This window comes from Paenibacillus wulumuqiensis (assembly GCF_000971965.1).
Lineage (GTDB): Bacteria > Bacillota > Bacilli > Paenibacillales > Paenibacillaceae > Saccharibacillus > Saccharibacillus wulumuqiensis.
In genome coordinates this window covers 331,437-355,323 of the sequence record NZ_KQ040792.1, presented here as the reverse complement: position 1 = coordinate 355,323, position 23,887 = coordinate 331,437, and the positions used below count along the sequence as shown (strand labels likewise).

Below are 23,887 nucleotides of genomic sequence, written 5' to 3'. Positions count from 1 at the left end.
TAAGCTGTTCTCCGCTAAGCATACCCTAGCGGAGAACAGCCTGTAAAACAATCCCATCTCACATCGTTCTAACAACTATCCAGCTTATTACATCAGGTCAATTGCCTGCTGCGGTACAAAGGCTTTTTCCCCATTGAAGATCACATTGCCTTCCAGGCGTACCGTCTCGCCGTTCAGTTGGGCTGTGTTTTTGTAGACAGGCAGACGCAGTGTGTCTGTGCCTTTGGTAACGACGATGACCGGATTCTTCTCGTCGCTCTTATCCCATGTCACGGTAGCGCCGCGAGCTTCAAATCCTTCTTCTGCAGGAACGAACAGACGGTTCGTCACCGCTGCCAGATCCAGTCCCATCGCGGATTCCATATAGCGGGCGATATCCGTATTTTCCACCAGACCAGTCAACTGCTTGCCGCCTGGTGCATAGGAGTACAATACGACGTCACCGCCGGTATGTCCGCCGCTCGTCCAGCCGATATGGGCGCGCTTGCTGATCATCGGGCCGACGACAGCGTTCATGCCGCCTGCTTTGGCTGCACGGATCGCTGCCGTTTCTTCAGCTGTCAGGTCGGTAATGCCAAAGAATTCGCTCATCACCTGCTCGATATTGCTGCGGTCGCTGTTCAGCTTTTTCTCCAGGCCTTCACCGGTTACTTTGGCCTTTTTGAGCGGATCGATAAAGGTGGACAAAGGCAGTTCATCGTACGTGCTCGTCGTCTCACGGTCACCGATGGTCAGACCGCCGTTACCATGGTCTGTCGTCGCGATGACGAGTGTATTCTGGTCTTCCTTGGCAAATTTTAGCGCTTCCGCTACTGCAGCGTCAAATGCATTCACATCGCTGATAATACCCATTGGATCGTTGGCATGTGCTGCCCAGTCCACTTTGCTGCCTTCGACCATCAGGAAGAATCCGTCTTCGTCCTTGGACAGTACTTCAATCGCTTTGGACGTCATTTCGGCGAGGCTTGGCTGTTCGACCGGGTTGCGGTCCATATCGTAATCCATCGCTTTGTCTGCGAACATGCCCCATACTTTTCCGGAGTGGGAAGCTTGCAGTTCGGCGGTGTTGGTCACCACGTCATACCCCTGGGAATGGATCACATTCAGCAGGTTTTCACCGTCTTTGCGGCCTGCAGGGGTAAAGTACTGCGCGCCGCCGCCGAGTACCACGTCGATGCCTGCATATACCTGCTGCTCGCTCAGTGCATCATAGTTGCTGCGGTCCGGATAGTGGGCGCTAAAGTCGGCCGGTGTCGCGTGCATAATTTCGGAAGTGGCGATAATGCCTGTCGATTTTTTGGCCAGTTTGGCCGCTTCCAGCACATTCGCGATCGGTTTCTTGGCATCACCCGGTGCCAGTGCAGGCAGACCCGGCATGGTGTTCTGGTCCGGCAGTACGCCGACATAGCCGGTATGGGATTTGTATCCTGTTGCAAAGGCAGTGCCGGCCGGTGCGGAATCCGCAATCGCTGCATCTGCCGAATATGTACGTACCAGTCCGCTCGCCATCTCGTCCAGTGCCAGCGCTTCGCCGCCATTATACCAGCGTGCCAGCGTGGTACCGTCCATGCTCATGCCATCGGGGATCAGCATGATCACATTTTTGGCTTTGATCTCCGGCTGCTCCTTGGCTGCCGCTTCTCCTGTGCCTGCCGGCAGTGCGCCCAGCAGCATTGCCGCTGTCAGTACGCCTGCACTTACAGGGGACACCATCTTGCGCAGACCGTTTTCCCGGATCTTGTTTAACATTAATGATCATCTCCTCATGATTCGCGGTCATTATCCAATGCCGTCGTATGTATTCAACGAGTTGATTGTAACAATCAATAATCAGCACAATGTACGCGGTAAACCCTGCGAAATGTAAAAAAAGAAGCGAATTGTTAACCAGAAGTTAACAAAATCGCCTCTTTATAGCATATATTTCATATGAATTACGTTTATTTTTACAAAGACTGAACAATTCCCTTGTACGTCTCAATCGCGGCGGCCCGTGAACGCTTCAGATCCACGATGGCATCCGGACGGGGCTGATGAATCTCCTTGATCGACAGATCTTTTAGCTTCGGCAGCCAGTAACGGAGATAATCGCCTTCCGGATCGTATTTGGCCGACTGGGTGACCGGATTCACGACCCGGAAGTACGGTGCCGAATTGGCGCCCAGTGAAGCACACCACATCCAGTTGCCCCGGTTGATAATATTGTCGTAATCCAGCAGCTTGCGGCGGAAATACTGCTCCCCGAGCGTAAACGGACACTGCAGATTTTTGGTCAGGAACATCGCCGACAGAATACGCAGACGGTTATGCATCCGCCCCGTCTCGTTCAGCTGACGCATCGAAGCATCGATCACCGGAATGCCGGTCTGCCCTGTATACCAGGCTTCAAAATAACGATCATCCAGCGCAGACAGATCATACCGGTGCTCATACCGGAAATAATCCTCATCATAAATCGCCTGATACAGATAAAAGTCCCGAAAAGCGATCTGGCGAATCCATTCTTCGCTCCCCTGCTGCCGTGACGCCCGGTCGTACAGCTCCCGTACCGAGACAGCCCCCAGCACGACATGCGGGTTCAGTCCGCTCGAAGGATCGATCGCATAATAATCCCTCTCTTCACCGTAGTCCGCGATCAGCTCTGCCAGAAAATGCGCAAGCAGCGGCTCCGGTTCACCGGCAGGTTCATACCCCTCCAGCTGAAAAGGCGGCCGAAAACGCTCCGGCCAATCCATTCTCTGATCGGACAGCTTCAATTCCCCCAGACTGGTGGAAGAGACCGGGTTCGGGTGCTGACTGAGAAAATCCAGCCATTTCCGGTGAAAAGGGGCAAATATTTTATAATATCCGTCTTTTCCCGTAAATTCGGCAAAATGTTCCACGTGAATCATCATATGATCCACCAGCAGGGTAAAAGCTACTCCCCGCTGCGTGGCTGCCTGACGCAGCTTGCGGTCACGCTCTCTCGCATATGGCGTAAAGTCGCGGTGGACCACCACTTCGTCGATCTGCTGCTGCTCCAGTACATAATCCAGCACCTGCTCCGGCTCACCATAGGCGATATGCAGTGTCTGACCATGCTGTTCATACAGATTCACGAGGCGGCGGACATGCTGCAGGAAATTCAGCCCGCTGTGTTCCTTCTCCCTGCCCCCGCGCAGCAGAAATGGGTCCAGAATCAGCAGATGCATGCTCTCGGCCTGTGCCTCATGCAGGTAATCGAAACCGGCGAGATCATGGATACGCAGGTCTTTACGATGAATAAATAATTTCAAAATAACATTCCTCCCGGATATTAACCATCAAATGATGCAGTCTATATCGATGGATCTGCCTGTCTATGGATATCGGGCATCCCTGCTCACCCGTATTATTTCTTCTCTGCTGCCAGTCTCTCCAGCACGGCTGAAAGCGGCATCTCGGCCATCGAATCCAGCCTCAGATCATAATGTTCAAACGGCAGCAGCGAAGTGACTGGATTGGGTACAATCACACAATGCAGTCCGGCTGCCTTGGCAGCGCGCAGGCCGTTCAATGAATCTTCAAAAGCGAGCGCCTCCTCCGGCTTCACTCCGAGCTCGTCCGTCGCACGCAAATACAGCTCCGGATCGGGCTTCACCGCGGATACATCATCACTTGTCTTGATGACTTCGAAATATTCACGCAATTCCAGTCTTCCGAGAAAATGCTCAATCCAATCACGATTCGAGCTGGTGGCAAGTCCAATCCTCAGGCCCATCTCCCGGGCAGTATGCAGATAGTCGGCTACCCCTTCACGCGCCTGAATCAGCTCCATCTTCTGCTGGTGCAGCTTGTATACTTCCCGGTCGATGATACTGCCGATTCCCGGTTGACCGATCGTCTCTTCCACATAATCGAGGAACTCGGTGCCATGTGTACCGATACTTGGAGCGAACCGATCCAGCGTCAGCTCCATCTCATACCCGCTCAGCACTTCACGATAGCACTCGAACCATACACTTTCCGTATCCAGAATCAATCCGTCAAAATCAAAGATGACTGCTTTAATTGCCATTTACCTTCCTCCTGCTCTGCTAGGATGCTGGCTTTTATTGTGGCGACAAGCCCGACGAATGTCAACTCACTGTGCTGCTTGTTTAAAGCAGGAGACTGAAGGGTAATAAATGACATAGCCGGTTGCTTTCAAACGATGTTACCGGAATGGATGCACAATCGAATTATACAATCAGAACAGGAGATGTTAACTATGGATAATCATAAAGATAACGGTCTGGGCGATAAGGTCAAAGGTGCAGTTTCCAAAGTAAAAGGCGAAGCCAAAGATCAATACGGTAACGCTACAGATAATGCCTCCCTGCAAGCTGAAGGCAAACTGGATAAAGCCAAAGGCGAAATCCAGCAGCGTGTCGGCGAAGCCAAAGACCATCACTAATTTTTTCTGACTCGTATATACTGCAAATCAAAGAGGAGAACGCCGACACAATCGGCGTTCTCCTCTTTTTGAATATTGTGCCATACAAACCATATGCACGAAGCGGTTCGTTCCCTAGTATGCAGACAGACAAAAGAGATACTCCATTTACAAGAGTATCTCTTTTGGTCATGCAGTTTTGGATCGTTCCATCCACAGAGTCGGATCAGTTAATCCACTGTACCACTTGTTCTGCGGTTCTTCTTGCTTTTGGACGAAGCTCTTTGTCTGTACGGTAGCCAAAGGCAGCCATGACACTTACGCCAAACTCGCCATTTTCCAGCAGGCCTTCGTCATTCAGGATTTTCTCTACCGATTCCATATGGAATCCTTCGATTGGGCAGGAGTCGATACCGATCTCTGCAGCTGCGGTCATCATGTTGCCGAGTGCGATATACGTCTGCTTGGACGCCCAGTCGAACAGCGCGCGTTCGCTTTCCAGCAGTTTCAGATCATTTTCCTGGAACTCTCTGTAGCGACCCAGTACCTGGTTGAATACTTCTTCCGGCATCTGTTTCACTTCGATCATCTGCTCACGCAGGTAAGCGGAGTCGTAACGTACATTTTTGCGGGCCAGAATAACGACAAAGTGGCTCGCTGTAGGCAGCTGCCCCTGTGCACCCCATGTCACTTCACGCAGTTTGTTGCGCAGGTCCATATTCTGAATCACGAGGAATTTCCAAGGCTCGGAACCGACAGAGCTTGGTGACAGGCGGCCTGTCTCCAGAATGAATTCAAAATCGTCCTCGGAAATTTTTTGTTCCGGATCAAATGCTTTGGTCGCATGTCTGGCTTCGTAAGCGGCCAGGATTTCCTGTTTTCGTTGTTCTTTATTCATCTATTTCATCCTCCGAATTAACACTATTAATAATATACTTACTTTTAATAACAATGATTAGTATAGACGCTTATGCGGCTCCAGTCAACTGCTGTTTATCATTTTCATTACTACTCTATAGAGACAACCTTGTGAGTAGCATGGTCTTTCATATCAATCGGTTCATCTATTCTCCATCTTCCTAAGTGAACTTTTGTATGTGGAAATTTACAAAATGACAATCTTTAGTTCCCAAAAAGGTAGAGCATAATGCCCTTTTGTACGATGCTGCAGAATTCCTCAAACTATACAATAATTTTATATCATACAGTGGGAGAGGAAAATTAATATGAAAAAAAACAGGATTAAGACGTTTGCGATGAGTATGACAGCTATGGCCATTCTCATATCTGGTGTGGGATGTGAAGCAAAAACGAACACACCCTCGAGCACTACGAAGGAAGTAGCAACCACCAACTCGACTGAATCTGTGGTAAATGTCTCTGATTCCTACGATAACACGGAAGAATTAGCGGCTCGTTTCCCGATCGTCAATCCTACCCCGATCGAAACTGAAATGGAAAAAAACATCCAGAATAGACTGCTTAACGGATTTGAAAATTGGAACAAAGGATATGATACTTGGGAAGCATGGGGCGACATTCTTTACACCCCAGATTCTCTTTATAATGTTCATGGTGTTAAACTCACTTTGAAGGAATATCAGTCTTCCATGAACGCATTGCTGAAAGCCAGTGATATACAGATGGGGAAATTTAATAATATGATTATTTCGGGCGACTGGGCCGCCATTCGATATGACATCTCAACGACCGACAGACAGAAGCAAAAGTCATCGGATGGAAGTGTAATGGAATTTGTCCACTTCAAAGACTATGGAGATAAGCTGGGCACTCGAGTTGTGGAAGGCTGGGCTGGAACGAAGGGCGAAGATTTTGAGGCTTTGACAAGTTTCCAGAATGACGATGAGAAAGCAGCACAGCAGGCTTCGTTAGATGCCACTGTCAATGCAAAGATCCCTGATACAACGGATCTTGAAGTCAAATATCCCGTTACCAATCCTACGCCAATTCAGACCGATATGGGCAAGAAGATTAAGAACGTTATATTGAACGATTTCGAAAAATGGAACCAGGGTTTCGATTCCTGGGAGAAATGGGCAGATACCTATTATGACAGCAACCTGCAGTATCATACGAATAACGACACATTGAGCCTCTCCGAATACAAAGCTTCTATGAAGGACGTTGCCGATTCGACCGATACAAAGCGTATTCATTTTGATAATATGCTGATCAGCGGAGATTGGGCGGCCATTCATTACAGAATTACCAATGAAGACAAAACGACAGGAGAAAAAACTGCCGGTGATGTTATGCAGTTCCTGCACTTCGCGCAGGATGGCGATAACTTAAAAGTGATTGAAAGTTGGACAAAATAAGTCAAGTGTGTGAAATTCCCGAATAACGATTTGCTTGGTGAGTACAGAAACATATCAGGGGAAGTATCCGGCGCCGGATACTTCCCCTGATTTTGTTCCGTGTAACCAAGGTCCTTCTGTTCTCCCAGCTGGAAAGTGGATTGGCATCTGTACACAGAACGTCATTGGATAGAATGTTTCTTCAACAAACTGAAGCATTTTCGCCGTATGGTCACGTGTTATGACAAATTAGCAAAGTTGTTCTTACCTTTTATTTATGCAGCCTCCATTTTCAAACTCACTCAGTAATTAGCTTTCAGACACATCCTGGCTGATAGAAGTTCATTTTGGATTATATTTTTTTGAAATTATTGTTAAAAAAGTTTGGGTGTATGCGCAGACGGGTAAAGACAAAGGAACTCTCTTTGAGGAGGTACTGCAATGGGATTTATGGAAAATTGGAAAGCACTTCAGAAGTACTCTGCCCAATCGGCAGAACGTTTCCTGACGATCTATCTGAACACTGAGCCAACTGCCAACACCCAGCCGGAATGGAAGATACGCCTCAAGAACGGTTTCAAAAAGCTCGCCGAGTATACGCAAGCCGGAGAAGATCCGAGATATCTGGACATGCTGCTGGAGCTTCAGGCCAAAGTCGAGGAAAAGGTGGAAAACAGCCGAACCGAGATGAAAAAGGGCCTGATCATCGTAGCCGATTCGTCCGGAGGATTATTCTTCTGCGAAAAGATACAGACCGGTGTGCCCAATGCCTTTTACTTTGAGTCCGAGCCGCATCTGGAAGAACTGCAAGCCCTGATGTCACGCTGTCCGGCTGCCGGAATTCTGCAGCTTAGCAACGATACGGTTACCGTACTCGACAGCCTGTTATGCGAGATTCACAAGGAATATTACTATGAATGGGATATGGTCAATGATGATTGGCGGGAACGTGCCAGTCAGAATATCAGCGACCTCAAATCCACTGTGAACAAGCAGCGCGAAAATTACACGGAACAATGGGATGTTATCCGTCCCCGCTGGATCAAGCGTTTGACACCGATTATCGAGAAATTGGCCCGTGAGCATCAGTGGGATGAGATTATTCTCAGCGGTGAAAAGCAGATCGCTTCGCAGGTCAAGGAAGCACTGAACAGCCGGATCTCCGTTCACGTTGTGCCGAAGAATCTGAGCAATATGAAGCCGCAGGAAGTACTGCAGGAAGCATACGCAGTGCTGCAATCCTGATGTCACTGTCCTTGTCATTTCCATAAGAATACAACAGCCCTCCACAGAGTCGCAGTCGATTTTGTGGGAGGGCTTTTTTGGTGTTTTCTATGTGTTATTCCCCTCCGCATACTCAAAAACAGAACGTTTGTTCCTATAAAAGGATTGTGATATGCTAAGGTTATTGGTGTATCATAAAAGTATATTTTCATGAAGGAGGACGGCCATGCTGATTTACGTAACGGTCAAAAGTTTGGGACGCCGCAAAAATTGGCTCACCCGGCAGCCGCTGGAGCTTGCTGCGACTCCTGCTACGCTGCGGGAATTGATTACCTTTATCGTACAGGAAAATGTACGGCAGTTCAGGGAGAAGCAGACCGATGCTTCGTTTATCCCTTATCTGACAAGCCATGATATCGAGCAGCAGGCACAGGTCGGCAAAGTCGGCTTTCAGGAGATTCATGATGATCGTCTGCCGGAAGAACAGCAGGCTGTAGATACGGCACTGCTCGCTTTTGAAGATGGATTATATAAAGTATTTCTGCGGGAGCAGGAAGTCACCGGTCTGGACGAGAACGTACAGTTGGCTCCAGGAGATGAAGCGGCCTTTATTCGCCTGACCATGCTGGCAGGCAGCATGTGGTAAGACCAAGTATGGAGAGGAGAATGAATAATGAGCACCATGGATGAACTGTATCAGCAGTCGATCAGCCGGATCGAGGAACGTGCAGCAGCGATGACCGGGCCGTGGAAAGAAATCGCGGACAGCTGTGTCAAACTGTATCAGAGCAGATATGTTCACAACCAGCAGGAGGAGATTGCCCGGCTGATGCAGCGCCTGGAGCTGCTGGCACAAGACAGCGGAGAAGCACTGTACGAACCGCTGGTCAGGGTGATAGCGGCACTGACCGATGAACAGACGGCAGCAGTTTTCCGCTATATTACCGCCCATGCGACCAAGTATCCATACAGCAGTGGCTATTACCGCCGCCCCTATCGCACCCAGGATCTCACATTACATAAGGAACAAATTTTGAGCAAAATGATCTCCCTGCTGTCCTTGCATGGTTTTGGATTTGATCTGATGACCCTGCTGGCTGATCGCAGCTACCCACTGATCTCAGACTACCGGGTAAATCAGGAAGCCATTCCCGATCTGATCGCCTATGAGCTGGACCGGGATAACGAACAGGTGCGGCAGGCACTGCACGAGATCATTTACGGAGATAATCAGACTGCACTGCTGTCCTATCCGGTCATTCAGGGTATGCTCATGTCCCACCGCTCCGACGCTCACCGGATGATCAACGAGCTGCTCGTGGCTGCCAGACTGCAGGAAGGACTGCGTCAGTCGATCGCCGAGATGCTGGATCAGGGTACGCTGGAAGCTTCCATGATGCTGATCGATACGATTTTGCAGCATGATCTGATCCGTTACAGCGCTATCGTCAGGGCGCTGGGTACGTGGACAGGACTGCCGCTCGAGGCAGCGAATACACGTGTAGCCGGACAGCTGATCCGCCAGGCGTACGAAGCGCTGGCAGACCATTCCCTTCGCCGGGAATGGCTTGGCGACGAAAATGCCAACAAAATCTACATCAGCCTGTGGGCGACCGCTGTACATGAAGAACAGGAGCTGTATGACCATATCCAGTACCTGATGGATACCGGAGTGCGCTATCAGCAAATCGTCGCCCTGTATGTGCTCAGCAACAGCCAGAACAAGGAACTGCGTCTGCGCATTGCCCGTCCCCATCTGCAGGAGCATGATGGAGAGCTGCTGTACTGGGTGCTGAACAACTACAGCTATCAATGCGAATATACGTGGGATTTCATCAGCGGCATGAGCGACTCGCAGCGTGTGATGCGGGTTCCCCGTACTCCTCTGCTGGAAGCCAAATCTGACCGGGTGCAGGATTTCGAACGGATCAGGGAGATTTACCTGGGACTGAACGAGCGCGAGATCAGCTTCTCCTCGAGCGTGCTGGATGGCGTTACGATCCAGTACTCTTCCGACCTGCTCCTCCATAAGCTGATCTATCTCGCCGCTTATGATATGGATGCACAGATGATCGGGGAGATTCTGCAGCTCAGGGATCGGATGAGTCCGGATATGCGCGGCACCCTGCTTGATTATGTAGTCAGCAGGGATGGCCATGATCCCGAGCAGCGCCAGTTTGTATTCGCAGCCCTGACCGATAAAAGCATGTCCAACCGGGATAAGGCGCTGCAGCTGACCAAAACATTCGTATGGAACGAATCCGAGCTGGGACTGATCGAGGATCTGCTCAAGCTGAAGACCGGATCACTGCGTCAGAGTGCCATCCAGCTGCTGCTGGTTCAGCCGGGAGAACTGCTGGAACCGGTCATTGCACGGCTGCTGGGCAGCAAAAGTGAGCTGCAGCGGCTCGCTGCGCTGGAGACGATCACCGAGCTGCAGGGCAAACCGGAGCGTCAGCAGCAGTATGACCGGCTGGCTGCAATGACTGAGTCGCTCACCAGCCCGACTCCCAAGGAGAAGACACTGCTGGCGAAGCTTAACCAGACGGCCGAATACACGGCAGCTAACGGCTACGGCCTGTGCCATCCGAATCTGGTCGAAGACTGGCTGAACATCCCGCCGGACACACGCCATTTCGATATGAATACACAGGTGTTCACACTGAAGCAGGACAAGATCATGTCGTTTCTGCAGGGATTGAATGATCTGATTCATGAACACCGTGACCATGAATACGAGGTCGAATATTACAGCAACTACAAGGATACACTGCTGCTTGGCAACAAACTGCAGCCGCTGTTTTACCGGAACCGGATCGTGGAAGACGATGATCTGTCCAAAGAACTGGAACGCTATCCACTGACCGGGGTATGGCAGGAATATCTGGATCAGAGCGGTCTGGATAATCTGGGGTTGCTGCAGCTGCTGCTCTATACACAGACGGATCGCCTGGATCAGAACTTGAACCAGCTGTACCGATACTTCTCCGATGCCATGGAATATAACGAGCTGAAGAACCATATCCTGCTGGAAGGCTGGCGGGGCGAATTCATCCGTTCCTTTTATCCGGTAGAGCAGATGATCGAGATCCGTGACTGGTATGATCGTCTGCCTTACAACGAGCAGATCGATTCGCTGCTCGTTGCCTACCTGGAAGATAGCGATAAGCAGGACGTATTCGATATCGCCCATCTGGCTCTGAACCGACTGATGCAGGACTTCCCGGCCGAGCATCTGGAACCGGATGGCGGTGTGCTCATGCTGCTGGCAGATCCGTGGGTCAATCTGCTGCGCAGCCGTTCATATAATGAAGATTCTGCCCGGCGGCGCTTCCATACGCTCTACAACTTGCGGCCGCTGGATATTCATCATATCTCCTATACCCATCTGGGAGTCGATGATTACGCCAGAATGTACGAGATGGGCATCATCCAGACCAATGAACTGTACAAGCAAATGCTGGTGGGTGAACGTGCGCAGGACTTTATCCGGCTCATGACCAGTCCGTCCACCCAGTATAATTTGCTGGAACAATTCCCGAGCATCCGCCCGCTTGCTGAACAGGCTGTTGCCCGCATTATGGATATCGAATTGCAGCGCGGGGAACTGCCAACCGAAGTCACACGGTTGGCGATGGCGATCCAGCGGATCGATGGTATGGAGTATTTCCTCTCCATCCTGTCCCATCTGCAAAAGGAAACTTTTGTGCGGGGCTATATTTACAGCTATAACAATACCACCAAGAAAGAAACATTCAGCCAGCTGCTGAAAAACAGCTATCCGCTGAAAGAAGAAAACGAGCAGACACTCGCCGAACTGCTGAAGACCTACCCGGTTAACGAGAAGCGCCTGCTGGAAGCGGCCATGTATGCGCCGCAGTGGATCGAGATTATCGCTGCCCATCTGAACTGGCAGGGACTGCGCAGTGCAGCCTGGTATTTCCACGCTCATATCAACGAGACCTTCTCGGCCGAAAAGGAAACGATCGTCGCTCACTATTCGCCGATCACACCGCAGGAGTTCAATGATGGTGCCTTTGACCTGAACTGGTTCCAGCAGGCTTATCAGGAACTCGGTGCAGAGCGGTTCAAGCTGCTGTATGACGCAGCCAAATATATCTCGGCCGGCTCCAATCACCGGCGCAGCCAGCTGTTTGCGGATGCGGCGCGGGGGCAGCTGGATCTGGAGCAGACCCGGCAGAGTGTAGCGGCCAAGCGCAACAAAGACCAGCTGCTGGCCTACACGCTGATTCCGCTGGCACAGAAGCAGCGGGAGCAGGATATCCGCGGACGCTACGAATTCGTACAGCAGTTCCTCAAGGAAAGCAAAAGCTTCGGCGCCCAGCGCCGGGCAAGTGAAGCGGCCGCCTCTGCCATCGCTCTGGACAATCTGGCACGCAACGCCGGTTATGCCGATGTCACACGCCTGACCTGGGATATGGAAGCACGCAAAGTCGATGAGCTGCTCGCTTATTTCAATCCGCATGAAATAGAAGACGGACTGTATGCCCGGCTGGAGATTGATCCGGAAGGCAAGACCAGCATGACAGCAGTCAAAGGCGGCAAGCCGCTCAAATCCGTCCCGTCCCGGCTGAACAAACACGAATACATCATCCGGCTCAAGGAGCTGAAGACCGAACTGACCGACCAGTACCGGCGTGCGCGCAGTGAACTGGAACGCTCCATGGTGAATCAGACGGTCTTCACTACCGAAGAAGTCAGACGACTCCAGCAGAATCCGGTGCTGGCGCCGCTCTTCCGCTCTCTCGTCTTCCGCAGCGGACAGACACTGGGCTATATTAACAGCGAAGCCTCCTGCCTGCTTACGCCGCAGGCAGCCGGGGAGAACCCTGTCGGTACAGCTATGGATGGGGAGAGCAGCGAGTCTGCACCTACGCTTTCCGGCTCCGGCACTTCCCCGGCAGCAGTGGCAGGTTATACCGAACACAGACTACAGCCGGGAGATGAAGTCATTATCGCCCATCCGCTTCATCTATACCAAAGCGGACACTGGCATCTGTTCCAGCGTGACCTGATACAGCACCAGTTCCATGCCAAGCAGATTGACCGTCCGGATCAGCGCAATCGGGAACCTTTCAAACAGGTATTCCGCGAGCTGTATCTGCTCAATGACGATGAAAAAGCCAGCGGTACGGTATCCCGGCGTTATGCCGGTCATCAGGTGCAACCGAACAAAACGGTCGCCCTGCTGCGCGGACGCGGCTGGACCGTCAGCTATGAGGACGGACTGCAGAAGGTGGACTATCGTAACAATCTGATCGCCAGCATCTATGCCATGGCTGACTGGTTCTCTCCGGCCGATACGGAAGCTCCGACACTGGAGACCGTACAGTTCCATGACCGGACGACGTACAAGCCGGTTCCGCTGGAGCAGGTTCCAGCCGTCCTGTTCTCCGAGGTGATGCGGGATATCGATCTGGCGGTCAGTGTCGCCCATGTCGGCGGCGTTGATCCGGAAGCCAGCCTGTCCACCATCGAGATGCGCCGGGCGATTGTGGAAGAATCGCTGCGTCTGATGAAGATTAGCAATGTGCAGATCAAGAATAATCACGCGCTTATTCAGGGCAGTCTTGGTCATTACAGCATTCATCTGGGCAGCGCGATCGTGTACAAGCAGGCTGCCGGTGCGCTGAATATTATCCCGGTACATTCCCAGCATCGCGGCCGGATCTTCCTGCCTTTTATGGATGAAGACCCGCGTACCGCCGAGATCCTGTCCAAGATCGTCATGCTGGCCCAGGATACCAAGATCAAGGACCCGCTGATCCTGAAGCAGCTTCAAAGCTAAAGCGATCCTGCTTTTCTTTATAACCAATCAGGGTAGTCATACGATTTTGTATATAATAACAAAGCACCATCATCTGCCCTTACATTCAAAGAGCAGACGATGGTGCTTTATTTGGTAGAGCTATTACATATCCATCTTGCTTTATTTCGTTTCCTATCCTTACATATCCATCTCGTTCCACACCATAACCGCCGCTCCGGTCGATACAGCGGTCTCCTGCAGAATCCCGCGCGAGAATTCCGGCTGATAGCTGTCCGAGTAATAGATGTTCTGCTCTGCCACCGCGATTGCCGTATGGTAAAACAGATCGCTCGCACTGATCATCACACCGCCGAGAATAATGCGCTCGGGATGAAGTGTATTGATCAGATTGGCGAGCCCGATACCCATATAGGCCGCCGACTGGGTGAAAATCTCCCGTACATACTCATTGCCTTCCTCCAGCGCCTGAGCGATGGTGGCAAAGTTAATCGCCTCCGGCTTGATCGCCAGATTGCCTCCGCTCCACTGCGCCCGGCTCATCTTGCTGCGTGCGCGGACCTGCTGCTCTACCGCCTGCACCGAAGCAAAAGCCTCCAGCGCCCCATAATTACCTGTACCATGCAGCCGGGGGCCATCGGTCTGGATGATCATCTGTCCGATCGAGCCTTCCATATCGATCGCTCCGTGAACGATACGACCGTTGGAGATCATCGCAGAGCGCAGACCGGTGCCCACATGCACGTACAGCATATGGCGGATATCTTCTCCGCGCACCATCCAGTGTTCACCGGTGAGTGCGGTATTGGCTCCATTTTCCAGAATAACGGGCAGACCGGTCGCTTCGGCCAGCCAGCTGCGCAGCGGCACATTGTACCAGCCCGGCGCTGCAAAATAAAGCGGATTCAGTATCAATCCCTGCTCCCGGCTGAGCGGTCCGACCGCGCCGACACCCAGACCCAGCACCATCTCATGGGGAATACGATGATGGGCAAGCAGCTCACGGACCTGTCTGCCCACATGCTCCACGAGGCGCTGCGGAGTCATCTGCTCATCCATATTCCAGCGTACCAGTTCCAGCGGCTTCATCTCCATATCGTACAGACCAAGCACCGAATAGATTCGCGAAATATCCAGCCCCAGTATATACCGGAAGCCTGCATTTACCTGATACAGAATCGGCCGCCGACCGCCTGTGGATTGTCCGAAGCCGGACTCCATAATCCAGCCTTCCCGGGTCATCTCATCCAGCAGACGGGTCAGGCTGCTGCTCGTCAGCTGAAAATGCTCCATGATCTCTGCTTTGGAAATAGGGCGCCGGGAGGCGATAAGATCATATACCGCTTTTTTGACAGAAGGTATCCCTTTGATGTGCTTTACCATATCGATTCACCATTCCCTATAATTCTGATCGGAATTGTTTTTCAATCATTATATATGGTTTTTTGTGGGAATGCTATGTATTTGTGAGAATTTTACAGTTGAACTATTTTTCCAGATGTCTCAGGGGTCCACTGTTCGCAGGCCTGCTGATTTCTCCATCGGTGGGCCATACATCTGTCTGGATAACCGGTCTGTGCGCATAGTAGATATAGGTCGCATACGGCTCGTCCCGGAAAATGACTTTGACGTAAAAGTCCGGCATCTTCATCCCCCATACTCCCTGCACGGAGGCGATATCCTGCTCGCGATAATGCTTCTGCTGGATCAGATACTCCTTGACCCGGTCGGCGTAGATGAGTTTGTTTGCCTGTACATAAGTAACAGGTACAAGAATCACGAGCAGCACCAGCATGAGCGCGATGATATTTTGCAGCTTCCGTTTATTCATGATTCCTCCTTTGGATTAAATGGTGTGACATAGCTTCGGATAGCAGGAGATGTGCAGCAGGAACCTCCTTCTCCCTACCATCATTTGGTAATTATAGAGGGTGATGATTCCGTTCAGCAAGTATTGCCTTGAAGGCAGCTGTATACATCAAAAAGCCCTGTTTCCCGAGGCGGAATATCCTCAATCGGGAGACAGGGCGGTCTATATTAATGCTTATTTGGCTTCGGTCACTACGCTGATGCGTTCGTTCACATGGGCTGCTTTTTCCGCTTCGTCCACGATAGCGATCGCATAGTCGGCATAGCTGGAATAGCTGTTGCCTTCGCTGTTGGCGATCATTTTCTCGCCACCCAGTGTATAAGAACCGGTACGTGGCCCCTCGACATCAAAGAAAGCGCCCGGGCTCACATATGTCCAGCGAATGCCGGAAGACTGCTTGAGCGCTTCCAGATTGCGGCCCATATTGGTCGCGGTAGGCTTGTATGCATCCGGGAAATCCGGTGTATGGTACAGCTGTGTCATCAATTCGTCATCCACATACAGACTGCCTGCGCCGCCGACAACGATCAGGCGGGTATCCGGAGCGCCGCTCAGAATATCGATCAGATGACGACCCAGGGTGACATGCAGCTCTTCCTGTCCCTGCGGTGCAGCAAAGCCATTAACGACTACATCATACCCTTTGATATCTTCTGTAGTCAGTTCGGTAGCATCCTTTTCTACGACATTCAGCTTGTCGTTCTGTACTTTGCCGGCGCTGCGCACCAATGCGGTTACTTCATGTCCTCTGCGCAGTGCTTCCTCTGCGATCAGTGATCCTGCTTTGCCTGTAGCTCCGATAACTGCAATTTTCATTGTGGTTTCCTCCTGGAAATGGATTATTTATCATGCAACAGCAGATGAGTCTGTTCATGCTCTACATGTAACAATTATAGTTACATGTAGATGGATTGTCAATCCGATTCTTTTCATAACCTGTTGTCATCGGAAAAAGACAACTTCATATCTCGCAGCAATGAGACCCTGCACCGATCTTCTGACTGTTCCGGCAGAAACGATATGATACAATCAAGCAGGATAAGCGCTGGTCTTTAGTGGTTATTAACCTATATAGAGCATGACTCAAGCGTGCCGCCTTCAATAGCAATTGCACTGGCAAAATGGGCAGCTGTTATGCTTTGTTGTACATGATTGATGACCACAATGGAGCTGGCGGCTGCAGATGATGCCATGCTCCAGACATACTATTTTGATACAGGTAAAGGAGTGTACTCACATGAACAATCTGGCATGGATCGGTACAGGACATATGGGACTGCCGATGGCCCTCAATTTGGTAAAGGCAGGTCACACCGTTCACGTATATAACCGGACTGCGGACAAAGCAGCTCCGCTGCAGGCAGAAGGCGCAGTACTGCATCCCTCTCCGGGAGCCGCTGCTGCGGAAGCGGATGCGGTATTCATCATGCTGACCAAGGGCGATGCAGTTACCGAAGTGCTCAGCGGCGATGAAGGGATTCTGGCGAACATCCGCCCCGGAACGGCTGTTATCAACATGAGCACGATCAGTCCGGTCGAAGCGCGTGAGCTGGCTGAACAGACCCGGCAGGCAGGAGGCATCTATGTCGATGCCCCGGTATCCGGTTCAGTCGCACCTGCACAGCAGGGACAGCTCGTGATTCTCGCAGGCGGCCCAACCGAGGCAGTGCAGCAGAGCCAGCCTTATTTTGATATTCTGGGCAAGCATACGATTCATTTTGGGGATGTCGGTGCAGGCAGCTCCGCCAAGCTGGCGATTAACCTGATGCTGGGTGTATCCATGCAGGGGATTGCCGAAGCGCTGGTGGTCGGTGAACAGGCTGGATTGCAGCGGGAACAGATTCTGGAGATGATCGGCCAGTCGGCTGTAGCGACACCGATGCTGAATGCCAAAAAGGACATGCTGCTGAATGAGCAGTTCCCGGCAGCCTTTATGATCAGCCTGCTGTCCAAAGACCTCGGTCTGCTGATGGACGAAGCCCGCCGTGACGGCATCGATCTGCCACTGGCTGCTGCGGCGGACAAGACTTTTAGTGAAGCGAATCATCATGGCAAAGCCGATATGGACATGGCAGCAATCTGGCTGGAACTGCAGGAACGGAATCGCAAGTAAGCAGAGCCATCGATATTCATGGGCTGAGATGAACTCATGAAAATGGCAGCATCGTCATCGACCGATCTAACCGGAATACACCAAAAAAACGGCACTCTATTATAGAGATGCCGTTTTTCATCCGTCTTGTCTGGTATCCTGCGGCTGTTATGCGCCGGATGGATTTTTCTGAATGCCTTCACGGATGTAATCGATAATCGTCTCCGCGGTTCGCAGCTGACCATCGCCGTTGCGGATAATCAGATCACACTGCGAGAGCGCTGCCATTTCCTCGTCAAAGGAAGCCATCCGCAGCTCCTGCTCTTCGATACTCACCTTGCGTTCAAACAGTCGGCGTGCCAGCTGCTCGCGGCTGGCCGAGACACCGATCAGCAGCGCCCGTTCACCGAGCAGCTCCTTGACCAAACGGGCTCCCCGGGCGTCCATTACACTGGATCGTACCTGGCTATGATGGCCGTCTTCCTCCAGTGAACGGATCGACGTGCCGTACAGATTGCCCCGGTATTCGCTGATCTCCAGCATCAGTCCCTGCCGGTGCATCAGCTCCATCTGCTCTCTTGTGGCAAAATGATACTCTCGTCCATCCTGCTCGCCCGGTCTGGGCGAACGCGATGTCCAGGTCACGACGCGCGGCAGACCAAGACGCGCCTGCAGGGTACTTTTGCCCGATGCGCTCGGTCCCTGGAATATAACGATGCTAAATGACATATGCGTTCCTCCTGATCTATCGAACACAGCAAGCAGCTGAAGCGCTGTATCCTGTCTATTCCTTTTGATCATTTCTGTACAATATGCTGTATTATACAAATGAGCCATCAGTTGTACAAGCGGGCTGGCTATTTTCGCTTCTGTCCGCTCCGCTTAAGACGTACCTGTATGGATTCGTATTTTATTTTATTATTTCGGAAAGGTGCTCCTTCCTATGAATTCAGTGACTCCCGCGCCCCCTGCGGTGCAATTTCAAAATGTCAACAAAAGCTTCCCCGGACCCGATCAATCCGCACCTGTACCGGTACTGCGACAGATCAGCGGCACGATTCCGGCAGGCAGCATCACCACCCTGATCGGTCCTTCCGGTTCCGGCAAAAGCACCCTGCTCTCGCTCTGCAATCTGCTGCTGACGCCGGATGAAGGCAGCATTCGCATTCAGGGCCAAGACATACATAGCTGGCCGATCACCCGGCTGCGGCGGACGGTCGGCATGGTCTTCCAGGATTCCCTGATGCTGCCGGGCACCGTACAGGACAATCTGCTGACCGCCAGCCGGCTGCATGGAACAGACAGCGGCGATCCCGCCCGCTGGCTGGAACAGGCCGAACTGCCATCCAGTCTGCTTTCCCGGCCGGCCCAGGAACTGTCGGGCGGTCAGCGGCAGCGTCTCGCTCTGCTGCGTACACTGGTCGGCCAGCCGGATATTCTGCTGCTGGACGAGATTACTTCGGCGCTCGATCCATCTTCGGTCAAAGTGATCGAACGGTTGCTGCTGCAGCTGAACGAAGTCCGGGGAACGACGCTGATCTGGGTAACGCACCAGATGGAGCAGGCCCGCCAGGTCAGTCAGTATACGTGGTTTTTACAGGATGGACGGCTGGTCGAGTCCGGTCCGGCGGCAGCCTTTTTCGCACAGCCGCAGACGACGGAAGCGCAGCGCTTTTTGCAGGGGGAATCCTCATGAGCATACTCGCATTAAGCCTGTCGCTCTGCTTTGTACTGCTGGCTGTGGTGCTGTCCCGCTCGTTCAAGCTCGGACTGGAAAAGGATGTGCTCATCGCCATGATCCGGGCGGCAGTGCAGCTGCTGATCATCGGCTATGTGCTGAATGCCATCTTTGGCCTGGAGAATCTGTGGGTCGTCGGATTGTTCGTCATACTCATGATCACCGTCGCCGCACTGAATGTATCCAAAAAAGGCAAAAATATTCCGCATATTACCCTCAAAATCTTCGCCACGCTGGTCGTCGTGGAGATTATTACACAGGCGATTATGCTGGGACTGGGGATCATTCCGGCCCATGCCCGCTATATTATCCCGATCAGCGGCATGATTATCGGCAATTCCATGGTGCTCAGCAGCCTGCTCGTTACCCGGCTCAAATCCGAAGTGCAGCTGCGCCAGCGTGAGATTATCGTGATTCTGTCGATGGGCGGCACGCCAAGGCAGGCGATCCTGCCCGTACTCAAAAGCGCCGTCCGCTCCAGTATGATCCCGACGATCGATGGCCAGAAGACAATCGGACTCGTCCAGCTGCCCGGTATGATGACCGGCCAGATCATCGCCGGTGCGGACCCGATTACCGCGGTAAGATTTCAGCTGCTGATTGTCTTCACCTTGATGACTTCGGCGATTATTACGAGTATTCTGCTCGGTCTGCTGATCGCGCCGAGCCTGTTTAACAAGCAGCAGCAGCTTCTGTTGAAGCCGCTGGAGTAGGATTATTTGCAGGTTCACTCCTAACTACAGCTGTGCAGCATCATATGAAAAAGGCCCGGAGTGATTGCATAAATATCACCCCGAGCCTTTTCTGTTTATTAATTATTCAATTCCAATGATCCGTTTACTTCTTTGGTTTTGGGCGTCCGGTTCACGAGCAGAATGCTCACGACGATCAGCACCAGACCGATCACCAGATTCACGGTCACAGATTCACCCATGAACAGTACGCTCAGGATGATCGATACGAGTGGAATCAGGAACGTGTACGAACCAACCGTACTCGCTTCGCCCGACCCAACGAGCCGGAAAAAGCAGAGCCAGCTGAGTGCAATTGCGAAAATCGAGATAAACAGCAGCACCCCGATAAATGTCGCATTCCATGTAATATCCGCCCAGCTCTCTGTCCCGCTGCCGACTGCAGTCATGACGACGCCACCGATTAGCAGCTGGATCGTGACGAGCCAGATCGGATCGACGCGTTCACCGACTTTTTTGACATAGACGGTACCAACACCCCAGCTCACTGCTGAAGCCAGTGCCAGTACGATCCCCAGCACCGAGATACTGCCGGTAAATCCGCCTGCACTGATCGTGGCTACGCCTGCGCAGCCGAGCACGAGGCCGATCGCTTTGAGCGGATTCATGGACTCACCGAGCCACAGCCAGGACATGATACCGACCAGTACCGGCTGCAGGAATACAATCGCCGAGAACAATCCGGCTGGCATGTAGGCGATACCGATCGTCTGACAGCCATAGAACAGAATAATATTGAGCACTGCCGAGATCACATAGATCGGCCATGTCTGCCGCCAGCGCAGTTCACGCAGCTTGGGCAAAGCGACAACCAGCAGCAGCACCCCGGCGATCAGCGTCCGAATACCCGAAAATAAAATAGGCGGAGCGTACTGCAGGCCGTATTTGGACAGCGGCCAGTTCACACCCCACATCAAAATAAGAAACGTCAAAAAGAGGGCAGTTTGCCCTTTGGACAGTGCTTTCAAAATAATCTTTTCTCCTTTAAGCGTCTGCTTCATTTCTTCCCAAATGAAGCGCTTTAATGATGTAAGTAATGAGTATACATCCGTTTTAACAATTGTTCAAGAAGCATTGCACCTATGTTCATTTAATGAAATGGATTTTGTGAATTCTGTAAGGGTCTATATCAGACGGAATCACACTATTTTTATCAACTATCTGTATTTTGCTGTCCGCCGTATCTGGTTGATTTCAAAGTCAGGTCGTCAATTGTTTGGATTTTCTAATGTCTTGCACTCTACACAAAAAGCACCGATAGGGAAATCGGCGCTTCATCATCTTATTCTTCGCTTATGGTTTCCCTGTCTTTAAGGTTACAGATAACGTTTCCGTATTCACGCTGTTCTACTGACTTCAAGCGCCGCCAGGCTCCGAAGCGTGAATATCATGTTATCTAAAGGAATCCGACCTCGCGAGACACTTATAAAGTCATCATTAGTTCCAAATTGGAAAAGCTAGATTCCGAGTAAATCGAATCACCATAAATTCCATTCACTTCACTAAATCCGGATTTAATCCAATATCTTAACGCTGGCCAGTTCTTCGTAGAGACATTAATTCGAATTTCTTTATATCCTAATTCAGCAACGACTGAAGAGAATTCCTTTATGATCTCTTGTCCAAATCCTTGCTTTTGGATGTCTCCATGGATATATAGAAATTCAAGATACAGGGAGTGTTCTACTGGATATCCATGATATAGACTGATTAGACCAATGGGTTGCTGATTTTCCGTTATTCTTATCGTTTGTATTCTATAGTTCTCCAGTAAACCTTCTGGCGGAAGATTTCCATTGATTAAACATTTTCTGATATGATCCGGATCATAATCACGACCATCCCATGCATTCATATATGTACTTGTTTGGTATATCTCCTGAATGATTGGAACTTCCTGCTTGGTTAAATCAGAAATGCTAAGTCTATTTGTATTCCAACTCTTTGGGATTTGATTCAATATAATCACTCCATTTTTTTGCTATTCAGATTCTTTCAGATAACGTTGTTGTATTAACGACCTGACACATGTCGGGTGTCTGACGAATGTCGGATCAAAAGACGAACCCACTCTTCATGCGAAGAGCGGTGGGTTCTTTTGTAGGTTTTTACGCTGGTTTACCGGTATAAACAATCAATTCAATTCTCGTCCCACCGTAATCACGTAGTCAACATCTTTTGTAATGTTACCTCTTATTTTCTTGCTCACCGTATCTCCCTTTCTTACTGCCTTCAGTGGTGGCTCAGGAGATCGCGAATAGGGATCCATACCAAACTGTCCGTTACTGTAATGAAACAGAGGATTAATATCCGCTTTACCCGCCGGAATCGTATGACCCGAAACATTCAGAGCCGTTATTGTCATATACTTGCCTTTGATCGAATACGACTGAATGACCAGCGCATTTTCATTTTTCACGCTCGTGACATCCATTCCCATGAAGTCTTCAAAAGGCTCTCCTTTGACCACCCGATCATCCGAAAGGATGAGCTGCTGTGAGGCTTGGTCCCAGCGCCACTTCACATCAGTTGCATCGAGAAAGAAGCGGAGCGGAAGAAACATGGCTTGATTCTTTAAAACGGGAGTTGTGTCCATCTGTACGGTCTTCCCGTCGATTTGAGCGATTTTGGAGTTGACCATGAATTGGAAGGTATGACCCATCCACTCGACATCTGCCGTTTTGGACGATAGGTTATACTTCACCTTACCGCCCAGCAGGTCTTCGATCGACCGAAGCGGAACCTGCACCCTATGCGCTTGGTCGGCAAAAGGCGGAGCAGGCTGCGTGTAAAGGATCGAATACTTTCCGACTTTCAAATGAACCGGTACAACATTGGCAGCCTCGGCAGTGGACGTTACAGTACTGAAGGCGCTAAGTACCATAGCCCCTAGGAGACCGACAATCATCGATTTGATTTTCATAAGCATCCTAACCTTTCGATATTTTATTATTTATATTTTCAGTGATTTAATTAGAACAACATTGTATTGACTTTATTCTTTTGTGCTTTTTAGAGATTGTCGTATAACGTTCATCGCATTTACGAACTCCCGTAGGGAGTTGTCGCAGCAACCACTTCCTCGAACCCACGTCTGCGACCGAGGGCGTCATCCTGATGCTTGAATACGTTGTTATGTGATGTTCTTTCCTTCCTCGAGCAGATTATAAGCAATCTATGTTTGTTCAATTATTTCAGTAATATCTCTATAATCTAAATAGACAGGTTGCCGACCAATATCAATCCATACTGAGTGTATTATTTCACCTATCTTTTTTAGTTCAATGAATTCACCAGTTATTGAAGACCCATTGTCCAGAATAAATTTGTAAATCTTGCCTACAGTTAAATCAGACAATTTAGCTGAAATAATTTCTTCATCACTTATTAAATAATCTTCATTATGATCATACACATAAATAAAGAAAAAAACCTTTCCGCTGTCTGCATCTTTCCAAAATATATCCATAACTTTTGAACGAAGTAAATGAAAAGAGGTCTCTTCAGGATCTTTGAATTCAAAATAATAGTTATTACCAACTAATAATAACTGCTCTCTTCCTTTTATCCGTATGGCAAACTTATGATCCATGCTTTTTCCGCCTTTAAGGTTTTTGCGAGAATTTCACATAACGTTCCTGTATTCACGACCCGACGCATGTCGGGTGTCTGGCGTATGCCAGACCAAGGACGTATGTCCGCAGCGTGAATA

General features: G+C 50.6%; 20 protein-coding genes. 8 read left to right on the top strand and 12 right to left on the bottom strand.

Annotated elements, in window-relative coordinates; translation table 11 throughout:
* Nucleotides 1-87: 87 nt before the first annotated feature.
* From WH45_RS01535 to WH45_RS01525, 3 genes are all read right to left on the bottom strand, one after another.
* The gene (locus tag WH45_RS01535) at nt 88-1,749 is read right to left on the bottom strand and encodes an alkaline phosphatase (RefSeq protein WP_152663459.1); all 1,662 of its coding nucleotides are present in this window, start codon (nt 1,747-1,749) and stop codon (nt 88-90) included.
* Nucleotides 1,750-1,946: 197 nt separating this feature from the next.
* A complete protein-coding gene (locus WH45_RS01530; protein WP_046212622.1) occupies nt 1,947-3,275 on the bottom strand; it encodes a cryptochrome/photolyase family protein in 1,329 nt (442 codons plus the stop codon).
* Nucleotides 3,276-3,370: 95 nt separating this feature from the next.
* Nucleotides 3,371-4,036, bottom strand: coding sequence for an HAD family hydrolase (locus WH45_RS01525; RefSeq protein ID WP_046212621.1), 666 nt, complete (start codon nt 4,034-4,036; stop codon nt 3,371-3,373).
* A gap of 192 nt (nt 4,037-4,228) precedes the next feature.
* Between WH45_RS01525 and WH45_RS01520 the strand changes: the two genes are divergently transcribed.
* Complete coding sequence (locus WH45_RS01520; protein ID WP_046212620.1) at nt 4,229-4,414, top strand: CsbD family protein; 186 nt, start codon at nt 4,229-4,231, stop codon at nt 4,412-4,414.
* Between the two features lie 205 nt (nt 4,415-4,619).
* Here the strand turns inward: WH45_RS01520 and WH45_RS01515 are convergent, their stop codons facing one another.
* Nucleotides 4,620-5,291: an NAD(P)H-dependent oxidoreductase gene (locus WH45_RS01515; RefSeq protein WP_046212619.1), complete on the bottom strand. Its 672-nt coding sequence runs from the start codon at nt 5,289-5,291 to the stop codon at nt 4,620-4,622.
* Between the two features lie 328 nt (nt 5,292-5,619).
* On the opposite strand from WH45_RS01515, the gene WH45_RS01510 reads away from it, so the two are divergent.
* The 4 genes from WH45_RS01510 to WH45_RS01495 all read left to right on the top strand — a co-directional run bounded on the left by WH45_RS01510 (nt 5,620) and on the right by WH45_RS01495 (nt 13,744).
* Nucleotides 5,620-6,732, top strand: coding sequence for a nuclear transport factor 2 family protein (locus WH45_RS01510; protein WP_046212618.1), 1,113 nt, complete (start codon nt 5,620-5,622; stop codon nt 6,730-6,732).
* A gap of 420 nt (nt 6,733-7,152) precedes the next feature.
* Nucleotides 7,153-7,956, top strand: a complete 804-nt coding sequence (locus WH45_RS01505; RefSeq protein ID WP_046212617.1) for a VLRF1 family aeRF1-type release factor — start codon at nt 7,153-7,155, stop codon at nt 7,954-7,956.
* A 205-nt stretch (nt 7,957-8,161) separates the two neighbouring features.
* Nucleotides 8,162-8,581 (top strand): hypothetical protein, encoded by a 420-nt coding sequence (locus tag WH45_RS01500; RefSeq protein ID WP_046212616.1) that lies wholly within the window; start codon nt 8,162-8,164, stop codon nt 8,579-8,581.
* A 27-nt stretch (nt 8,582-8,608) separates the two neighbouring features.
* Nucleotides 8,609-13,744 (top strand): DUF4132 domain-containing protein, encoded by a 5,136-nt coding sequence (locus WH45_RS01495; protein ID WP_052723564.1) that lies wholly within the window; start codon nt 8,609-8,611, stop codon nt 13,742-13,744.
* Nucleotides 13,745-13,903: 159 nt separating this feature from the next.
* On the opposite strand, the gene WH45_RS01490 is transcribed toward WH45_RS01495, so the two are convergent.
* The 3 genes from WH45_RS01490 to WH45_RS01480 form a co-directional block, all read right to left on the bottom strand.
* Nucleotides 13,904-15,106 carry an ROK family transcriptional regulator gene (locus WH45_RS01490; protein ID WP_046212615.1) on the bottom strand — a complete coding sequence of 401 codons (1,203 nt, stop codon included), beginning with the start codon at nt 15,104-15,106 and terminating at the stop codon, nt 13,904-13,906.
* A gap of 103 nt (nt 15,107-15,209) precedes the next feature.
* Complete coding sequence (locus WH45_RS01485; protein ID WP_046212614.1) at nt 15,210-15,554, bottom strand: DUF3139 domain-containing protein; 345 nt, start codon at nt 15,552-15,554, stop codon at nt 15,210-15,212.
* Between the two features lie 213 nt (nt 15,555-15,767).
* Complete coding sequence (locus WH45_RS01480) at nt 15,768-16,409, bottom strand: NAD(P)-dependent oxidoreductase (RefSeq protein ID WP_046212613.1); 642 nt, start codon at nt 16,407-16,409, stop codon at nt 15,768-15,770.
* Between the two features lie 421 nt (nt 16,410-16,830).
* Between WH45_RS01480 and WH45_RS01475 the strand changes: the two genes are divergently transcribed.
* Nucleotides 16,831-17,706, top strand: a complete 876-nt coding sequence (locus WH45_RS01475) for an NAD(P)-dependent oxidoreductase (protein ID WP_046212612.1) — start codon at nt 16,831-16,833, stop codon at nt 17,704-17,706.
* Between the two features lie 147 nt (nt 17,707-17,853).
* Here WH45_RS01475 and WH45_RS01470 read toward each other — a convergent pair whose 3' ends face one another.
* Complete coding sequence (locus WH45_RS01470) at nt 17,854-18,414, bottom strand: guanylate kinase (protein WP_046212611.1); 561 nt, start codon at nt 18,412-18,414, stop codon at nt 17,854-17,856.
* Between the two features lie 214 nt (nt 18,415-18,628).
* Between WH45_RS01470 and WH45_RS01465 the strand changes: the two genes are divergently transcribed.
* Together WH45_RS01465 and WH45_RS01460 are read left to right on the top strand one after the other, a co-directional pair.
* Entirely contained in the window at nt 18,629-19,381 is a 753-nt protein-coding gene (locus WH45_RS01465; RefSeq protein WP_046212610.1) for an ABC transporter ATP-binding protein, read from the top strand.
* Complete coding sequence (locus WH45_RS01460; RefSeq protein WP_046212609.1) at nt 19,378-20,136, top strand: ABC transporter permease; 759 nt, start codon at nt 19,378-19,380, stop codon at nt 20,134-20,136. The genes WH45_RS01465 and WH45_RS01460 overlap by 4 nt, the downstream gene beginning before the upstream one ends.
* A 98-nt stretch (nt 20,137-20,234) precedes the next feature.
* Here WH45_RS01460 and WH45_RS01455 read toward each other — a convergent pair whose 3' ends face one another.
* The 4 genes from WH45_RS01455 to WH45_RS01440 form a co-directional block, all read right to left on the bottom strand.
* Nucleotides 20,235-21,143, bottom strand: coding sequence for a DMT family transporter (locus WH45_RS01455; RefSeq protein ID WP_046212608.1), 909 nt, complete (start codon nt 21,141-21,143; stop codon nt 20,235-20,237).
* Nucleotides 21,144-21,598: 455 nt separating this feature from the next.
* The gene (locus WH45_RS01450) at nt 21,599-22,144 is read right to left on the bottom strand and encodes a GNAT family N-acetyltransferase (RefSeq protein WP_235338217.1); all 546 of its coding nucleotides are present in this window, start codon (nt 22,142-22,144) and stop codon (nt 21,599-21,601) included.
* A gap of 165 nt (nt 22,145-22,309) precedes the next feature.
* On the bottom strand, nt 22,310-23,098 hold the full coding sequence (locus tag WH45_RS01445; RefSeq protein ID WP_046212606.1) for a copper amine oxidase N-terminal domain-containing protein: 789 nt from the start codon (nt 23,096-23,098) through the stop codon (nt 22,310-22,312).
* A gap of 252 nt (nt 23,099-23,350) precedes the next feature.
* Nucleotides 23,351-23,767, bottom strand: coding sequence for a hypothetical protein (locus tag WH45_RS01440; RefSeq protein ID WP_046212605.1), 417 nt, complete (start codon nt 23,765-23,767; stop codon nt 23,351-23,353).
* Nucleotides 23,768-23,887 lie beyond the last annotated feature (120 nt).